Origin of the sequence: Agromyces larvae, assembly GCF_022811705.1 — a bacterium.
Taxonomy (GTDB): domain Bacteria; phylum Actinomycetota; class Actinomycetes; order Actinomycetales; family Microbacteriaceae; genus Agromyces; species Agromyces larvae.
In genome coordinates, this window is record NZ_CP094528.1 from 636,315 (window position 1) to 650,533 (window position 14,219).

General features: G+C 72.5%; 13 protein-coding genes. 11 read left to right on the plus strand and 2 right to left on the minus strand.

Annotated elements, in window-relative coordinates; genetic code table 11:
* The first annotated feature begins 122 nt into the window (after positions 1–122).
* From MTO99_RS02900 to miaA, 6 genes are all read left to right on the plus strand, one after another.
* Positions 123–431, plus strand: a complete 309-nt coding sequence (locus MTO99_RS02900) for a helix-turn-helix domain-containing protein (protein WP_243556808.1) — start codon at positions 123–125, stop codon at positions 429–431.
* A 70-nt stretch (positions 432–501) separates the two neighbouring features.
* The gene (locus tag MTO99_RS02905; RefSeq protein ID WP_243556810.1) at positions 502–729 is read left to right on the plus strand and encodes a DUF3046 domain-containing protein; all 228 of its coding nucleotides are present in this window, start codon (positions 502–504) and stop codon (positions 727–729) included.
* A gap of 256 nt (positions 730–985) precedes the next feature.
* A complete protein-coding gene (gene recA, locus MTO99_RS02910; protein ID WP_243556811.1) occupies positions 986–2,053 on the plus strand; it encodes a recombinase RecA in 1,068 nt (355 codons plus the stop codon).
* 47 nt (positions 2,054–2,100) lie between these two features.
* The gene (locus MTO99_RS02915) at positions 2,101–3,012 is read left to right on the plus strand and encodes a regulatory protein RecX (RefSeq protein WP_243556812.1); all 912 of its coding nucleotides are present in this window, start codon (positions 2,101–2,103) and stop codon (positions 3,010–3,012) included.
* A 12-nt stretch (positions 3,013–3,024) separates the two neighbouring features.
* A complete protein-coding gene (gene miaB / locus MTO99_RS02920; protein ID WP_435520789.1) occupies positions 3,025–4,644 on the plus strand; it encodes a tRNA (N6-isopentenyl adenosine(37)-C2)-methylthiotransferase MiaB in 1,620 nt (539 codons plus the stop codon).
* A gap of 7 nt (positions 4,645–4,651) precedes the next feature.
* On the plus strand, positions 4,652–5,572 hold the full coding sequence (gene miaA, locus MTO99_RS02925; protein ID WP_243556813.1) for a tRNA (adenosine(37)-N6)-dimethylallyltransferase MiaA: 921 nt from the start codon (positions 4,652–4,654) through the stop codon (positions 5,570–5,572).
* On the opposite strand, the gene MTO99_RS02930 is transcribed toward miaA, so the two are convergent.
* On the minus strand, positions 5,564–6,076 hold the full coding sequence (locus MTO99_RS02930) for an Lrp/AsnC family transcriptional regulator (protein WP_243556814.1): 513 nt from the start codon (positions 6,074–6,076) through the stop codon (positions 5,564–5,566). The genes miaA and MTO99_RS02930 overlap by 9 nt on opposite strands.
* Before the next feature lie 101 nt (positions 6,077–6,177).
* Here MTO99_RS02930 and MTO99_RS02935 point away from each other — a divergent pair, with 101 nt between their 5' ends.
* Positions 6,178–7,425: an MFS transporter gene (locus MTO99_RS02935; RefSeq protein WP_243556815.1), complete on the plus strand. Its 1,248-nt coding sequence runs from the start codon at positions 6,178–6,180 to the stop codon at positions 7,423–7,425.
* A 5-nt stretch (positions 7,426–7,430) separates the two neighbouring features.
* Positions 7,431–8,321, plus strand: coding sequence for a diaminopimelate epimerase (gene dapF, locus MTO99_RS02940; protein ID WP_243556816.1), 891 nt, complete (start codon positions 7,431–7,433; stop codon positions 8,319–8,321).
* Positions 8,322–8,377: 56 nt separating this feature from the next.
* Here the strand turns inward: dapF and MTO99_RS02945 are convergent, their stop codons facing one another.
* Entirely contained in the window at positions 8,378–8,986 is a 609-nt protein-coding gene (locus tag MTO99_RS02945; RefSeq protein ID WP_243556818.1) for a class I SAM-dependent methyltransferase, read from the minus strand.
* Positions 8,987–9,075: 89 nt separating this feature from the next.
* Between MTO99_RS02945 and hflX the strand changes: the two genes are divergently transcribed.
* The 3 genes from hflX (at position 9,076) to metE (ending at position 14,141) form a co-directional block, all read left to right on the plus strand.
* The gene (gene hflX, locus MTO99_RS02950; RefSeq protein WP_243556820.1) at positions 9,076–10,602 is read left to right on the plus strand and encodes a GTPase HflX; all 1,527 of its coding nucleotides are present in this window, start codon (positions 9,076–9,078) and stop codon (positions 10,600–10,602) included.
* A gap of 246 nt (positions 10,603–10,848) precedes the next feature.
* The gene (locus MTO99_RS02955) at positions 10,849–11,823 is read left to right on the plus strand and encodes a methylenetetrahydrofolate reductase (protein ID WP_243556822.1); all 975 of its coding nucleotides are present in this window, start codon (positions 10,849–10,851) and stop codon (positions 11,821–11,823) included.
* Positions 11,820–14,141 carry a 5-methyltetrahydropteroyltriglutamate--homocysteine S-methyltransferase gene (metE, locus tag MTO99_RS02960; RefSeq protein ID WP_243556825.1) on the plus strand — a complete coding sequence of 774 codons (2,322 nt, stop codon included), beginning with the start codon at positions 11,820–11,822 and terminating at the stop codon, positions 14,139–14,141. The genes MTO99_RS02955 and metE overlap by 4 nt, the downstream gene beginning before the upstream one ends.
* Positions 14,142–14,219 lie beyond the last annotated feature (78 nt).

A 14,219-nucleotide genomic window follows, 5' to 3' on the forward strand; every position in this document is an offset into this window, starting at 1 on the left:
TCGTGAACAGCCTGTTACACATCGCAGGTTCACACGGAAACTCCAGTGTGGAAGGCTTAGAGTACGAGGACGCGAGGGGCAGGTCCCTCACGAGTCGGCTCGATGAGACGAAGGAGGTTCCGATGGTTCTGGTTCGACAGGAGATCGGCGATGTGCTGCGGGACTTCCGGTTGCAGAAGGGCCGCACCCTCCGTCAGGTCGCAAGCAAGGCGAGTGTCGCACTCGGCTACCTGAGCGAGGTCGAGCGGGGTCAGAAAGAGGCCTCGAGCGAGATCCTCGCCTCCGTCGCCGAGGCGCTCGACACCCCCATCTCGGTGATCATGCACGAGGTGGGCGACCGCATCGCGGTGATCGAGGGGGTCAGTCAGGTTCCCGACAGCCTCCCCGAAGAGCTCGTGGCGGAGTTCGACGCGGACATGATGGTCCGCTGACGCAGACGTCGTCCCACGATCGGCCGGTCCTTCGACCGGCCGATCGTCTGTTTCCGAGGTGGTGGCTGTCGTGAAGCTGAGCGAGTTCCAGTTCGCCGTCGACCAGGAGTTCGGCGCGCGCTACGGGGCGGTGGTCGTCGGCGACGTCGGGCTCGAGGCGTTCGGCGGGCGCACCGCACGTGAGGCGCTCGCGGCCGGCGCTGCGCCGCGCGACGTGTGGGCGGCGCTCTGCGCGGCGATGGATGTCCCGGTCGAACGCCGGCACGGCCCCGGGCACCGCGAGCGCAGCGGGCGCTGATCGGCCGAACGCGTGTTCGACGCGCGGCGCGTCGTTCGAACATCCGTTCGGTGAACCGGGTAATGTCCTCCCCAGCGGGCGGAGACGACGCCGCTTTCCACATCGAACGCAGTGATGCATCCGATGTCGGGGGGTGGCCGTACGGTCGGAGGCGTCGGAATCATCCGCAAGCCTTGTCGAGAAACGTGCCGGGTCACGGCCCGGCGCACGGATCGACAGTCTGAAGGCAGCCACACCGAGCATGAAGGAGCCACCGATGCCCTCACCCGTAGACCGCGAGAAGGCCCTCGAAGCCGCACTCGCCCAGATCGATCGTCAGTTCGGCAAGGGGTCGGTGATGCGACTCGGCAGCGAGGAGCGCGCCCCGGTCGAGGTGATCCCCACCGGCTCCGTGGCACTCGATGTGGCGCTCGGCGTCGGCGGTCTTCCGCGCGGCCGCATCATCGAGATCTACGGTCCCGAGTCCTCCGGCAAGACCACGCTCACCCTGCACGCCATCGCGAACGCCCAGCGAGCCGGCGGTATCGCCGCGTTCGTCGATGCCGAGCACGCGCTCGACCCCGAGTACGCGAAGAAGCTCGGCGTCGACATCGATTCGCTGCTCGTCTCGCAGCCCGACACGGGGGAGCAGGCACTCGAGATCGCCGACATGCTCGTGCGCTCGGGGTCGATCGACCTCATCGTCATCGACTCGGTCGCCGCCCTGGTGCCGCGCGCCGAGATCGAGGGCGAGATGGGCGACTCGCACGTCGGCCTCCAGGCCCGTCTCATGTCGCAGGCGCTGCGCAAGCTCACCGGTGGGCTCAACCAGACCAACACCACGATGATCTTCATCAACCAGCTGCGCGAGAAGATCGGGGTGTTCTTCGGCAGCCCCGAGACCACCGCGGGCGGCAAGGCGCTGAAGTTCTACGCGTCGGTGCGTCTCGACATCCGCCGCATCGAGACCCTGAAAGACGGCACCGAGGCGGTGGGCAACCGCACGCGCGTCAAGGTCGTGAAGAACAAGATGGCTCCGCCCTTCAAGCAGGCCGAGTTCGACATCCTGTACGGGGTGGGCATCTCCCGCGAGGGCAGCCTCATCGACTACGGCGTCGACCAGGGCATCGTGAAGAAGTCGGGCGCGTGGTACACGTACGACGGCGACCAGCTCGGCCAGGGCAAGGAGAACGCCCGCAACTTCCTGCTGCAGAACCCCGACATCGCCGCCGACATCGAGCAGAAGATCCTGGTGAAGCTCGGCATCGGCGCGGCGGGGGCGCAGGCCGCTGCCGCGGCGCCGGCGAACGTCGAGTCCATCGACGCCAAGCGCCGCGGCGCCTGAGCACTGAGCGGCGCGATCGCGCGTACGAGATCGGGGAGAGGAGCACGATGAGCGACCCGTCGTCCGACGAGCATCTCGCCCCGGTCTCGTATCTGCCGTGGGCGATCCCGGGGCGGAGCATCCACGAGGCCGATGACGGCGACGCCGCCGTCGCCGACCCGGTCGGCGACGACTCGCCCGGCGACGACTCGCCCGGCGACGATCGGCCCTTCGGCGACGCGGCGCGGTCGCAGCAGCGGCACCCGGCGGGCGGTCGCGGGTCGCGACGGTCGACCCGCCCGCGACTCGCGGTCGTCGGCGGCACCGGGCCGGGCGAGCGCGGTGCCGGGCCGGGCGAGCGCGGCGCCGAGCCGGGCGAGCGCGGTGCCGGGCCGGAAGACCGCGGCGCCGGGCCGGGCGAGCGCGGCGCCGGGCGACGGGCCGGGGTGACGGGCACACGCCGGCGCGGCGAATCGCTGCCGCAGAACGCGTTCGCCGATGAGACCGGGCCCGAGCGCGACGAGCGCATCGACCGGCTCGTCGTGTCGCGGCTGCGCCGATCGTCGCTGTCGATCGCCGAGGTCCGCGGGGTGCTCGTCGAGCACGGGCTCGACGACGTCGAGGTCGACGAGTGGATCGAGCGGTACCGACGGCTCGGGTACCTCGACGACGCCCGTCTCGCCGAGCAGCTCGTGCATGTGCAGACCTCGCGCCGCGGCCGGGGGTCGAGTGCGATCCTCTCCGAGCTCGGGCGGCGCGGCATCGATCCCGTGATCGCCCGCGAGGCGGTCGACGCGTTGGATCCCGCGGCCGAACGCGAGCAGGCCCTCGAGGTCGCCGAACGCAGGCACCGCCAGCTCCGGGGCCTCGAGCGGCACGTCGCCGAGCGCCGCCTCAGCGCGTTCCTGCAGCGGCGGGGGTATCCGGCCGAGCTCGTGCGCGACGTCCTGTCGCAGGTACTCGGTGCGGATCGCTCGTAGACTGGTGCGATCATGAGCACTCTTCGAGAGGCCTCGCACGGCGGGGCCACCGATGTCGCGCCCGCCGAGGAGGCCGGGCGCGCCCCCCGCACCTACGAGGTGCGCACGTTCGGCTGCCAGATGAACGTGCACGATTCCGAACGGCTCTCGGGCTCGCTCGAGGCGGCCGGCTACGTCCCCGCCGACGGCGCCGAGCCCGACGTCGTGGTCATCAACACGTGTGCGGTGCGTGAGAACGCCGACAACAAGCTGTACGGCAACCTCGGCCACCTCGCGGGCGTGAAGCGCCGCCACGCGGGCATGCAGATCGCGGTCGGCGGGTGCCTCGCCCAGAAGGACAAGAACGTCATCCTCGAGAAGGCCCCCTGGGTCGACGTCGTCTTCGGCACGCACAACATGGGGTCCCTGCCGAGCCTGCTCGAGCGGGCCCGGCACAACGACGAAGCCCAGCTCGAGATCCTCGACGCACTCGAGGTGTTCCCGTCGACGCTGCCGACCAAGCGCGACTCCACGTACAGCGGGTGGGTCTCGATCTCGGTCGGGTGCAACAACACCTGCACCTTCTGCATCGTGCCGTCGCTGCGCGGCAAAGAGAAAGACCGCCGGCCCGGCGACATCCTCGCCGAGGTGCAGGCGCTCGTCGACGACGGCGCGATCGAGGTCACCCTGCTCGGCCAGAACGTGAACTCCTACGGGGTCGAGTTCGGCGACCGGCAGGCGTTCGGCAAGCTGCTGCGGGCGGTCGGCGGCATCGACGGGCTCGAGCGCATCCGCTTCACGAGCCCGCATCCGGCCGCGTTCACCGACGACGTCATCGACGCGATGGCCGAGACGCCCAACGTGATGCCCCAACTGCACATGCCGCTGCAGTCGGGTTCCGACCGCATCCTGAAGGCGATGCGCCGCTCGTACCGCTCCGAGCGGTTCCTCGGCATCCTCGACCGGGTGCGTGCGAAGATCCCGAACGCGGCGATCTCGACCGACATCATCGTGGGCTTCCCAGGCGAGACCGAAGCCGACTTCGAGGAGACGCTGCGGGTCGTCGAGCAGGCGCGGTTCGCGTCCGCCTTCACGTTCCAGTACTCCGTCCGGCCGGGCACTCCCGCCGCGACGATGGCCGACCAGGTGCCGAAGGAGGTCGTGCAGGAGCGCTACGAACGGCTCATCGCCCTCCAGGAGCGGATCAGCTGGGAGGAGAACCAGCGGGTCGTCGGCCGCCCGGTCGAGGTGCTCGTCTCGACCGGCGAGGGCAAGAAGGACGCCGAGACGCACCGGCTGAGCGGCCGTGCCGAAGACAGCCGGCTCGTGCATTTCGAGGTTCCCGAGGGTTCGGCGGTTCCGCGGCCCGGCGACGTCGTGTCGGTGACCGTCACCCAGGCGGCGCCCTTCCACCTCATCGCCGACTCGGTCGACGGGTCCCCGCTCGTGATCCGCCGCACCCGTGCCGGCGACGCGTGGGATCGTGCGCAGGCCGACAGCTGCGGGGTGCCGGCCGACGCCGACGCCGGTGCCTCGGGCGCCGCGGGCCGCGTGTCGCTCGGCCTGCCGTCGCTGCGGATCGGCCGCGAGCCGCTGGTGTCGCCGGGTGTCGGCACGATGCCGATCTACGACCCGAGCGACTCGCAGCGCTGACGCCGACGTGACCCTCATCGCGATCGTCGGTGCCACGGGCACGGGCAAGTCGGCGTTCGCGCTCGACCTCGCCGAAGCGTTCGCGCGCGTAGGCCGGGCGGCCGAGGTGGTCAACGCCGATGCGATGCAGCTCTACCGCGGCATGGACCTCGGCACCGCGAAGCTCGCGGTCGACGAGCGTCGCGGCATCCCGCACCGCCTGCTCGACGTCCTCGACGTGACCGAGGAGGCGTCGGTCGCCCGTTATCAGCCCGCCGCGCGGGCCGCGATCGACGAGATCGAGCGGCGCGGCGCGGTGGCGCTGCTCGTCGGCGGTTCGGGGCTCTACGTCTCGGGCGTGATCCACGATTTCCGTTTCCCGGGCACCGACCCGGTGATCCGCGCCGAGCTCGAACGGGAGCTCGCGGAACGCGGCCCCGGCCTGCTGCACGCCCGGCTGCGGACGATCGACGCCGAGACCGCCGCAGCGGTCGACCCGCAGAACGGCCGCCGCATCGTGCGCGCGCTCGAGGTCATCGCCGTGACGGGGGAGCCGAAGGCCGCCCGACTGCCCGACGAACCGGTGCCGTGGCGACCGCACCGCATCGTGCACCTGCGCAGCGACCGGGCCCGGCTCGTCGAACGCCTCGACGCACGCGTCGAGCGGATGTGGCGCGACGGCCTGATCGACGAGGTGCGGGGGCTCGTGCCGCTCGGCATCGAGCGCGGCGTGACGGCGCGCAAGGCGATCGGCTACCAGCAGGCGCTCGCGCAGCTCGACGGCCGACTGAGCGAGGCCGACGCGATCGCCGAGACCCAGCAGCTCACCCGGGTGTACGCGCGACGGCAGGTGAGCTGGTTCAAACGGTACGCGGACGCTGCGGTCATCGATGCCGACGAGGCATCCGACCGGGCGGCCGAGCTGGACCGCCAGATCTCGCTAGGCTGATCCGCCGCGGGACGTCGACCACCAGCGATCCCCGGTGGTCACCGGGCGGGGCGGCGGTGCGGGGCGCACGTCGGCCCTGGCGTACGGCGTCGACAGCACCATCGTCGTCTCGATCGCGCCGTGCGAGCCGATGCGTTCGGCGAGGCCTTCGAAATGCGACATGGAGGCCGCCCGCACGCGCAGCAGCGTGCAGTGGCGGCCGGCGAGCTTGTGGATCTCGACCACCTCGGGCAGATCGTCGGGGTCGGCGGTTCGCAGCAGGCATCGCCCGGGGTCGCACTTCAACTGGATGAACGCGGTGAGCGGCTGCCCGACCTCGGCCGGATCGACCCGTGCGGAGTAGCCGGCGATCACGCCGAGGCCCTCGAGTCGTCGCACCCGTTCGGCGACGGAGGGCGGCGAGAGGTGGATGCGGCGCCCGAGTTCGTTGAACGAGATGCGCGCGTCGGCCTGCAGTTCGCGCAGGATCGCCCAGTCGGTTTCATCGGGTTCGTACGACTGCATCGTGCACACCCTTCCTCTCGTTTCGAACGCAATGTGAGAGCCGGGATTCCCGCCCTCAGCGGGCATTCATCGCGCCTTTCAGCCTTTCTAGCATTGCCGGCATGACCTGGGAAGCCCGCTCCGTGCACGATGTCGACGCGGCACGACGACCGCCCCGCGAACACGTGCTGTTCGCCGCCGCATCGATCGGAGCCCTGGCCAACGGGGTCGCCGGATCGGCTGCGGCTCTGCTCGCCGAACGGGTGGGCGGGGGGATGGCGGTCGCCGGTCTTCCGCAGGCCATGCTCGTGATCGGCACGGCCGTGGCCGCGCTCGGCATCAGCGCGGCATCGCGCGGCGGACGCCGGGTGCGATCGCTCGCCGTCGGCGCGGTGGCCGCGGCCGTGGGTGCGATGATCGTGGTCGGCGCCGCGATCGTCGCGTCGTTCCCCGCGCTGCTCGCCGGAAGCCTGCTCTTCGGCGCCGGCAACGCCGCGGTGATGCTCAGCCGCTACGCGGCAGCCGAACGCGCGCAGCCCGCACGACGCGTCCGCGCGCTGACGGCGCTGCTCGTCGCCACGTCGGTCGGCGCGGTGGTCGGGCCGCTGCTGCTCGAGCCGAGCGACCGGCTCGGGCAGGCGCTCGGCCTTCCCCCGCTGGCCGGATGCTTCGTGCTCGGCGCGGCGGCGTTCGTCGTCGCGGCGGCGGCGTTCACGGCGGTGCCCGTCCCGCCCCGTGCGGACGCGAGCACGGGGTCGCACGAAGCGGCGCCCGACGGCGCCCCTGCCGCATCGCACCGTCGTCGCGACACCGTCGTCGGTGTCGGCGTCCTCTCGCTCGCGAACCTCGTGATGGTCCTGGTGATGACCGCGTTGCCGATGCACGTGCTGCACCTGCACGATGGCGGCCTCCAGGTGCTGGGCGTGGTCATCGCACTGCACGTCGCGGCGATGTTCGCCCCGGCACCGCTGTCGGGGTTCGTCACGGGGCGGCTGGGCGCGGAACGCGCGGCCGGCCTCGCGGCGGCGGTGCTGGCCGGCGCGGCCGTGCTCGCGGCCGTGGCGCCGGCGCACCTGCCGACCGTCTCCGGCGCGGTCGTGGTGATCGGGCTCGGCTGGAATCTCGCGCTGGTCGCGGGCAGCGCGATCCTCGCCCGCGACGCGGTGGAGTCGGTTCGCCTGCGCCGGGAGGGCTGGGGCGAGGTGGGCATGGGGGTCGCGGCGGCGGGCGGCGGCGCGGCGTCGGGGGTCGCGCTGCAGGTCGCCGGGTTCGCGGGCCTCGCGATCGGGGCCGGATGCATCGCCGTCGCGCTGCTCGGCTGGGCGGTCGCCGCACGACGCCGGCCGGCGCCCGCGTCGACCGTAGACTGAACCGCATGTCCTTCGACCTGGCGTTCACGAAGGGGCAGGGCACCGGCAACGACTTCGTGCTGGTGAGCGACCCCGATGGCGACCTCGACCTCACCCCGACGCAGATCGCGGCGATCTGCGACCGGCGATTCGGGGTCGGCGCCGACGGGCTGATCCGCGCGGTGCGTTCGAGCGAGCTCGCCGACGGGGCCGCCGTCGTGGCGGCGGACCCCGACGCGGTGTGGTTCATGGACTACTGGAACGCCGACGGCTCCGTCTCCGAGATGTGCGGCAACGGCATCCGGGTGTTCACCGCGTTCCTGCTCGATCAGGGGCTCGCCACGCTCGCCGACGACGCGTCGATCGCGATCGGCACGCGTGCCGGCGTCCGTCGGGTGCGACGCGCACCGGCCGGGTTCGAGGCCGACCTCGGGGTGTGGCGGCTCGCCGAGGGCGAGGCGGCCGAGCCGCTCGTCCGGGCGAGATCGCTGCCGGTCGCTCGGCCCGGGCTCGGCATCGACGTCGGCAATCCGCACGTCGTGGTCGCACTGGCCGACGACGACGAGCTCGCCGCGCTCGACCTCGCCGCTGCGCCGATCCTCGAGCCGGCTCCGCCCGCGGGGGCGAACGTCGAGTTCGTGGTTCCGGCCGATCCGCTCGTCGAAGGCGGGGTCGGCCGCATCCGGATGCGGGTGCACGAGCGCGGCTCCGGGGAGACGCTCTCGTGCGGCACCGGCGCCGTGGCATCCGCGGTCGCGGTTCGGCACTGGGCCGGCGCCGAAGCGCCCGACGAATGGCGCGTGCAGGTGCCGGGCGGCGTGCTCGGGGTGCGGGTCGCCGCCGCCGAGGACGGCGAGCGGGTCTGGCTGAGCGGGCCGGCGGAGCTGGTCTTCGACGGCGTGCTCGCGCTGGGCTGAGGTCGGCGCCGTCGACGCCGGGCGCGTCTGGCCCGCCGTGTCGGGCGGGCCGCCGTTCAGCGCCGGTCGACGCGCAGCACCCGGAACCCCTTCGAGGTCGCGGCCCGCGACACCTCGAATCCGTCGGCGAACTCCTCGGCGAGCCAGCGCTGCAGGGAGTCGGCGCCGAGGTTCTTCTGCACGACGAGCCATGCCGTGCCGCCGCGCGCGAGCCGGGGCAGCCAGGTCGTCATGAGCTCGTGCAGCACCGCCTTGCCGACCCGGATCGGCGGGTTCGACCAGATCGTCGCGAACTCGATGTCGTCGGGAACACCCTCGGCGGGCACGGCGTTGACGTTGGTCAGGCCGTGGCGTGCGGCGTTGCGTCGAACGAGGTCGAGGGCGCGATCGTTGACGTCGACCGCCCAGACCGTCGTCTCGGGGGCCCGGAACGCGAGGCTCAGGGCGATCGGCCCCCAGCCCGAGCCGAGGTCGAGCACGTGGCCGGTCGCGGGCGGGTCGGGCACCTCGTCGAGCAGCACCGCGGTTCCGCCGTCGAGGTGGCCGGGGCTGAACACCGCGGGCGCGGTGACGACCGCCAGTTCGCGCCCGGCGAGCCGGACGGTGATCGTCCGCAGCGACTCGGGTGCGGCGGGGCTCGACGAGAAGTAGTGCTCCTGGGGCATAGGGCGAACCTATCCCAGGCGCCGATGCTCGCAGGTCGGCCGGCCGTTCAGGAGCCGGCCCTTCAGGAAAGGCAAGTAGGGTGGACAGGATGAACGAATCCGCAGACCAGCACCACGACGACGCCGTCGATCGCGTGCTGCGCAGCGTCGAGCAGCGCGCCGAGGTCACGAGGTTCGATGCGTCGGCCGCCGCTTCGATCCAGCGAACGGATGCCTCGCCGGCCACGTCGACCGACGGCGAGCAGTTCGACCGCGACGAGCGCGCGGCGCTGCGCCGTGTCAGCGGGCTGTCGACAGAACTGCAGGACGTCACCGAGGTCGAGTACCGCCAGCTGCGCCTCGAGAACGTCGTGCTGATCGGCGTGTATTCGCAGGGCTCGCTCGACGACGCCGAGAATTCGTTGCGCGAGCTCTCGGCGCTCGCCGAGACCGCTGGGGCGCGAGTGCTCGACGGCGTGCTGCAGCGACGGCCGCATCCCGACCCGAGCACCTACCTCGGTCGCGGCAAGGTCGAGGAGCTGCGCCACATCGTCGCCGCGCTCGGCGCCGACACCGTGGTCGCCGACACCGAGCTCGCGCCGAGCCAGCGTCGCGCGCTCGAGGACGCGGTGAAGGTGAAGGTCATCGACCGCACCGCGGTGATCCTCGACATCTTCAGCCAGCACGCGAAGAGCCGCGAGGGCAAGGCCCAGGTCGAACTCGCGCAGCTCGAGTACCTGCTGCCGCGACTGCGCGGCTGGGGCGAGTCGATGAGCCGCCAGGCCGGCGGTCAGGTCGGCGGCGCGGGCGCGGGCATGGGGTCGCGCGGCCCCGGTGAGACCAAGATCGAGCTCGACCGTCGTCGCATCCACACGCGGATGGCGAAGCTGCGCCGCCAGATCGTCGGCATGAAGCCGGCGCGCGAGGCCAAGCGGGCCAATCGCAAACGCAACGCGGTGCCGTCGGTCGCGATCGCCGGGTACACGAACGCGGGCAAGTCCAGTCTGCTGAACCGCATCACGGGCGCGGGCGTGCTCGTCGAGAACGCGCTGTTCGCGACGCTGGACGCCACGGTGCGGCGCAACACGACCGCCGACGGCCGCGTCTACACGATCGCCGACACGGTCGGGTTCGTGCGCAACCTGCCGCACCAGCTCGTCGAGGCGTTCCGCTCGACCCTGGAGGAGGTGGGCGACGCCGACCTCATCGTGCACGTCGTCGATGCGGCGCATCCCGACCCCGCCGGGCAGATCGCGACCGTCCGAGACGTGATCGGCGAGGTCGGTGCCCGCGACATCCCCGAGCTCGTCGTCTTCAACAAGGCCGACCTGGTGACTCCCGAAGAGCGCCTCGTGCTGCGCGGACTCGAGCCGAACGCGGTGTTCGCGTCGGCCCGCACCGGCGAGGGCGTCGACGAGGTGCTCGACGCGATCGGGCGCATGCTGCCCGACCCGTCGGTCGAGGTCGACCTGCTCGTGCCGTACGACCGCGGCGAGGTGATCTCGAACCTGCACGAGTCCGCGCGCGTGCTGTCGATCGAGTACGTCGGCGACGGCACGCGGGTGCGCGCGCTCGTCTCGCCCGAACTGGCGGGGCAGCTCGAGGCGTTCCGGGCGGACGCGGGCGCGCTGGCCTGATCCTCGGTCGACCGCGCGGGTTCGGCGGCCGGGTGCGCGGCGGTCGCGACATCCGTCACCGCCGGTCACATTTGCGGCGATCGCGACCCGACCTGGCGTATCGTCGCAGATGATCGTCGGCGTCGGGCCGGATGCCCGCCGCCAGGAGCGACCGCCGAGCCCGGCACCCGCCCGCGAGCAGACCCGCCGTCATGCGGGGAGCGCGGCGTGCCGCATCCCGCCCGACGGCATCTCTCGAGGATGCAGATGACCGAGCAGGGACCCGATTCGCCGACCGCCAGCCGACCGCCGGTGTCCTTCGAGCTCTTCCCGCCACGCACCGACTCGGCGGCGCTGGCGCTGGGGCGCACGATCGACCGGCTCGCCGAGGTGCGGCCGGCGTTCATCTCGGTGACGTTCGGCGCCGGCGGCTCCACCCGCGACCGTTCGCTGACGGTGCTGCGGTACCTGCTCGAGCACACCGAGGTCGAGCCGATGGCGCACCTCACCTGCGTCGGCTCGACGCATGCCGAGGCCAACCGGCTCGTCCGCGAGTTCCTCGACGCCGGGATCACGAGCTTCCTCGCGCTGCGCGGCGATCCGCCCGCCGACGTCGACCCGGCCGACCCCGACGCCGGTCTCGGCGAGCTGCGAAGCGCAGCCGAGCTCGTGCAGCTCATCCACCGGGTCCAGGAGGAGCGTGAGCCGTTCGGCACCACCACGGTCTCGGGCGTGCCGGGTGCGGCCCGCATCGGCGCTCGGCCGCGGCCCGAACGCGTGGCCGTCGCGGCGTTCCCGACGGGGCATCCCCGGTCGCGCAACCTCGGCCAGGACATCGACGCCCTGCTCGCGAAGGAGATCGCCGGGGCGAACCTGGCGATCACCCAGCTCTTCTGGCACGCCGACCACTACCTCGACTTCGTCGAGCGGGCGCGGGCCGCCGGGGTGACGATCCCGATCCTGCCGGGCATCATGCCGGTCACCACACCGGCCCGGCTCGCCCGGTTGACCGAGCTCACCGGGGTGATTCCGCCCGCCGAGCTCGAGATCGGGCTCGAGGTCGAACCCGATCCCGACGCGCAGACCGAACTCGGCATCGCCTATGCCGCCCGGCTCGTGGGCGACGTGCTCGCGGGCGGGGCGCCGGGTGTGCACCTGTACACGTTCAACCGCCATGAGGCCGTGCTCGAGGTGCTCGAGCGGGTCGGCGCCACCGATGAGAGGACCGCTTCAGAACGATGACCGACGCCACCTTCCCCCACGGCACCGTGCTCGGGTACCCGCGCATCGGCCGCCGCCGAGAACTGAAGCGCGCCGTCGAGGCGTACTGGTCGGGCGCGATCGACGCGGCCGAGCTCGAGTCGAGGGCCGCCGAGCTGCGAGCGGCGACGCGTGAGCGCCTCGCCGAGCTGGGCCTGGGCCGCACCGACTCGTCGATTCCCGAGACGTTCTCGTTCTACGACCAGGTGCTCGACGCCGTCGTGGCGACGGGTGCGGTGCCGCCCCGGTTCGCACGCCTGCGAGGTGCCGGAGGCCTCGACCTCGACGCCGCGTTCACCCTCGCGCGGGGCGACGGCGCGGATGCTCCGCTCGAGATGACGAAGTGGTTCGACACGAACTACCACTACCTCGTGCCCGAGATCGCACCCGGGACGCCGTTCGCCGCGCGCAGCGACGAACTCGTCGCCCGGGTCGCCGAGGCGCGCGACGCCGGGTTCACGACGCGCCCGGTGCTCGTCGGTCCGGTGACGTTGCTGCTGCTCGCCAAGCCCGCCGACGGCGCTCCCGACGGGTTCCGCCCGATCGACCGCCTGGGCGACCTGCTGCCCGTGTACGCGACGCTGCTCGCCGACCTGCGCGCAGCGGGCGCCGAGTGGGTGCAGCTCGACGAGCCGGCGCTGGTGAGCGAGTCGCTCGGCGATCCGCGCGAGCGGGCGCTGGTCGCGGCCGCAGAGGCGTACGACGCGCTGGGCGCTGCCGAGGACCGTCCGGCGATCTTCGTCGCGGCACCGTACGGCGACCTCGGCGACGCGCTCGCGGTGCTCGCCGCGACCCCGGTCGAGGCGATCGGACTCGACCTGGTGCGCGGCGCGGCGCCCGGTGTGCTCGATCCGGCGACCGAGGAGGCGCTCGCCGCCAAGACGCTGGTGGCGGGCGTCGTGGACGGCCGCAACATCTGGCGCGGCGATCTCGCCGCCGCGTTCGATCGCGCCGAGGCGCTGCGATCCTGGTCCGGCAGCGTCGCGGTGTCGACCTCGACGTCGCTGCAGCACGTGCCGCACGACGTCGACGACGAGCCGGCGCTCGATGCGCGGCTGCGGAGCTGGCTCGCCTTCGCCGACCAGAAGGTCGGGCAGGTGGCCGTGCTCGCGCGCGGTCTGGCCGAGGGGCGCGAGGCGATCGTCGACGAACTGGATGCCGCGACGAGCGCCCTGGCCGATCGGGCCGCCGCGCCGGGGGTTCGGGTCCCGGCCGTGCGGGCACGCGTGTCGGCGCTGTCGGACGCGGATTTCGCGCGCACCGGGTACGACGCGCGCGTGGCCGCCCAGGCGTCGCTCGCGCTGCCCGACCTGCCGACCACGACGATCGGGTCCTTCCCGCAGACCGCGGAGATCCGTCGCGCCCGCGCGCTGCTGACGTCGGGCGGGCTCGACGACGACGCCTACCGTGCCGCGATGCGGGCCGAGATCGAGCGGGTCATCCGGCTGCAGGAGGAGCTCGGCCTCGACGTCCTCGTGCACGGCGAGCCCGAGCGCAACGACATGGTGCAGTACTTCGCCGAACTGCTCGACGGGTTCGCGGTCACCGAGCACGGCTGGGTGCAGTCGTACGGGTCGCGGTGCACGCGCCCGTCGATCCTGTGGGGCGATGTGCGGCGGCCCGAGCCGATGACGGTGGAGTGGTCGTCGTTCGCGCAGTCGCTCACCGACAAGCCGGTCAAGGGCATGCTCACCGGCCCGGTGACGATCCTGGCGTGGTCGTTCGTCCGCGACGACCAGCCGCTCGGCGAGACCGCGGCCCAGGTCGCGCTCGCTCTGCGCGACGAGGTCGCCGATCTCGAACAGGCGGGCATCCGGGTCATCCAGGTCGACGAACCGGCGCTGCGCGAGCTGCTGCCGCTGCGCCGGGCGGACCAGCCCGCCTACCTCGACTGGTCGGTGCGCGCGTTCCGGCTCGCCACCGGCGGGGCGGCGCCGGCCACGCAGGTGCACACCCATCTCTGCTACTCGGAGTTCGGCGCGATCATCGATGCGATCCGCGGGCTGGACGCGGATGTCACGAGTATCGAAGCCGCCCGCAGCCGGATGGAGGTCGTGGACGATCTCGCGTCGAGCGGGTTCGACCACGGCATCGGCCCCGGGGTCTACGACATCCACTCGCCGCGTGTGCCGAGCACGGACGAGGTGCGGTCGCTGCTCGAGCGTGCCGTCGCCGAGATCCCGGCGACCCGGCTCTGGGTCAACCCCGATTGCGGGCTGAAGACGCGCGGGTACGACGAGACGGTCGCGTCGTTGCAGCACGTGGTCCGGGCCGCGCGCGAGGTGCGCGCAGCGCTCTGACCGGGGGTCGCGCTGCGCGGCTGGGCGGATGCTTCGCCCGGATGCCTCGAAGCATCCGCTCAGCCGCGACCGGGCCGA

Coding starts and splice junctions, on each gene's coding strand:
- MTO99_RS02900 (WP_243556808.1), top strand. CDS start 123: ATGGTTCTGGTTCGACAGGAGATCGGCGATGTGCTGCGGGACTTCCGG.
- recA (WP_243556811.1), top strand. CDS start 986: ATGCCCTCACCCGTAGACCGCGAGAAGGCCCTCGAAGCCGCACTCGCC.
- MTO99_RS02915 (WP_243556812.1), top strand. CDS start 2,101: ATGAGCGACCCGTCGTCCGACGAGCATCTCGCCCCGGTCTCGTATCTG.
- miaB (WP_435520789.1), top strand. CDS start 3,025: ATGAGCACTCTTCGAGAGGCCTCGCACGGCGGGGCCACCGATGTCGCG.
- MTO99_RS02930 (WP_243556814.1), bottom strand. CDS start 6,076: ATGCAGTCGTACGAACCCGATGAAACCGACTGGGCGATCCTGCGCGAA.
- MTO99_RS02935 (WP_243556815.1), top strand. CDS start 6,178: ATGACCTGGGAAGCCCGCTCCGTGCACGATGTCGACGCGGCACGACGA.
- dapF (WP_243556816.1), top strand. CDS start 7,431: ATGTCCTTCGACCTGGCGTTCACGAAGGGGCAGGGCACCGGCAACGAC.
- MTO99_RS02945 (WP_243556818.1), bottom strand. CDS start 8,986: ATGCCCCAGGAGCACTACTTCTCGTCGAGCCCCGCCGCACCCGAGTCG.
- hflX (WP_243556820.1), top strand. CDS start 9,076: ATGAACGAATCCGCAGACCAGCACCACGACGACGCCGTCGATCGCGTG.
- MTO99_RS02955 (WP_243556822.1), top strand. CDS start 10,849: ATGACCGAGCAGGGACCCGATTCGCCGACCGCCAGCCGACCGCCGGTG.
- metE (WP_243556825.1), top strand. CDS start 11,820: ATGACCGACGCCACCTTCCCCCACGGCACCGTGCTCGGGTACCCGCGC.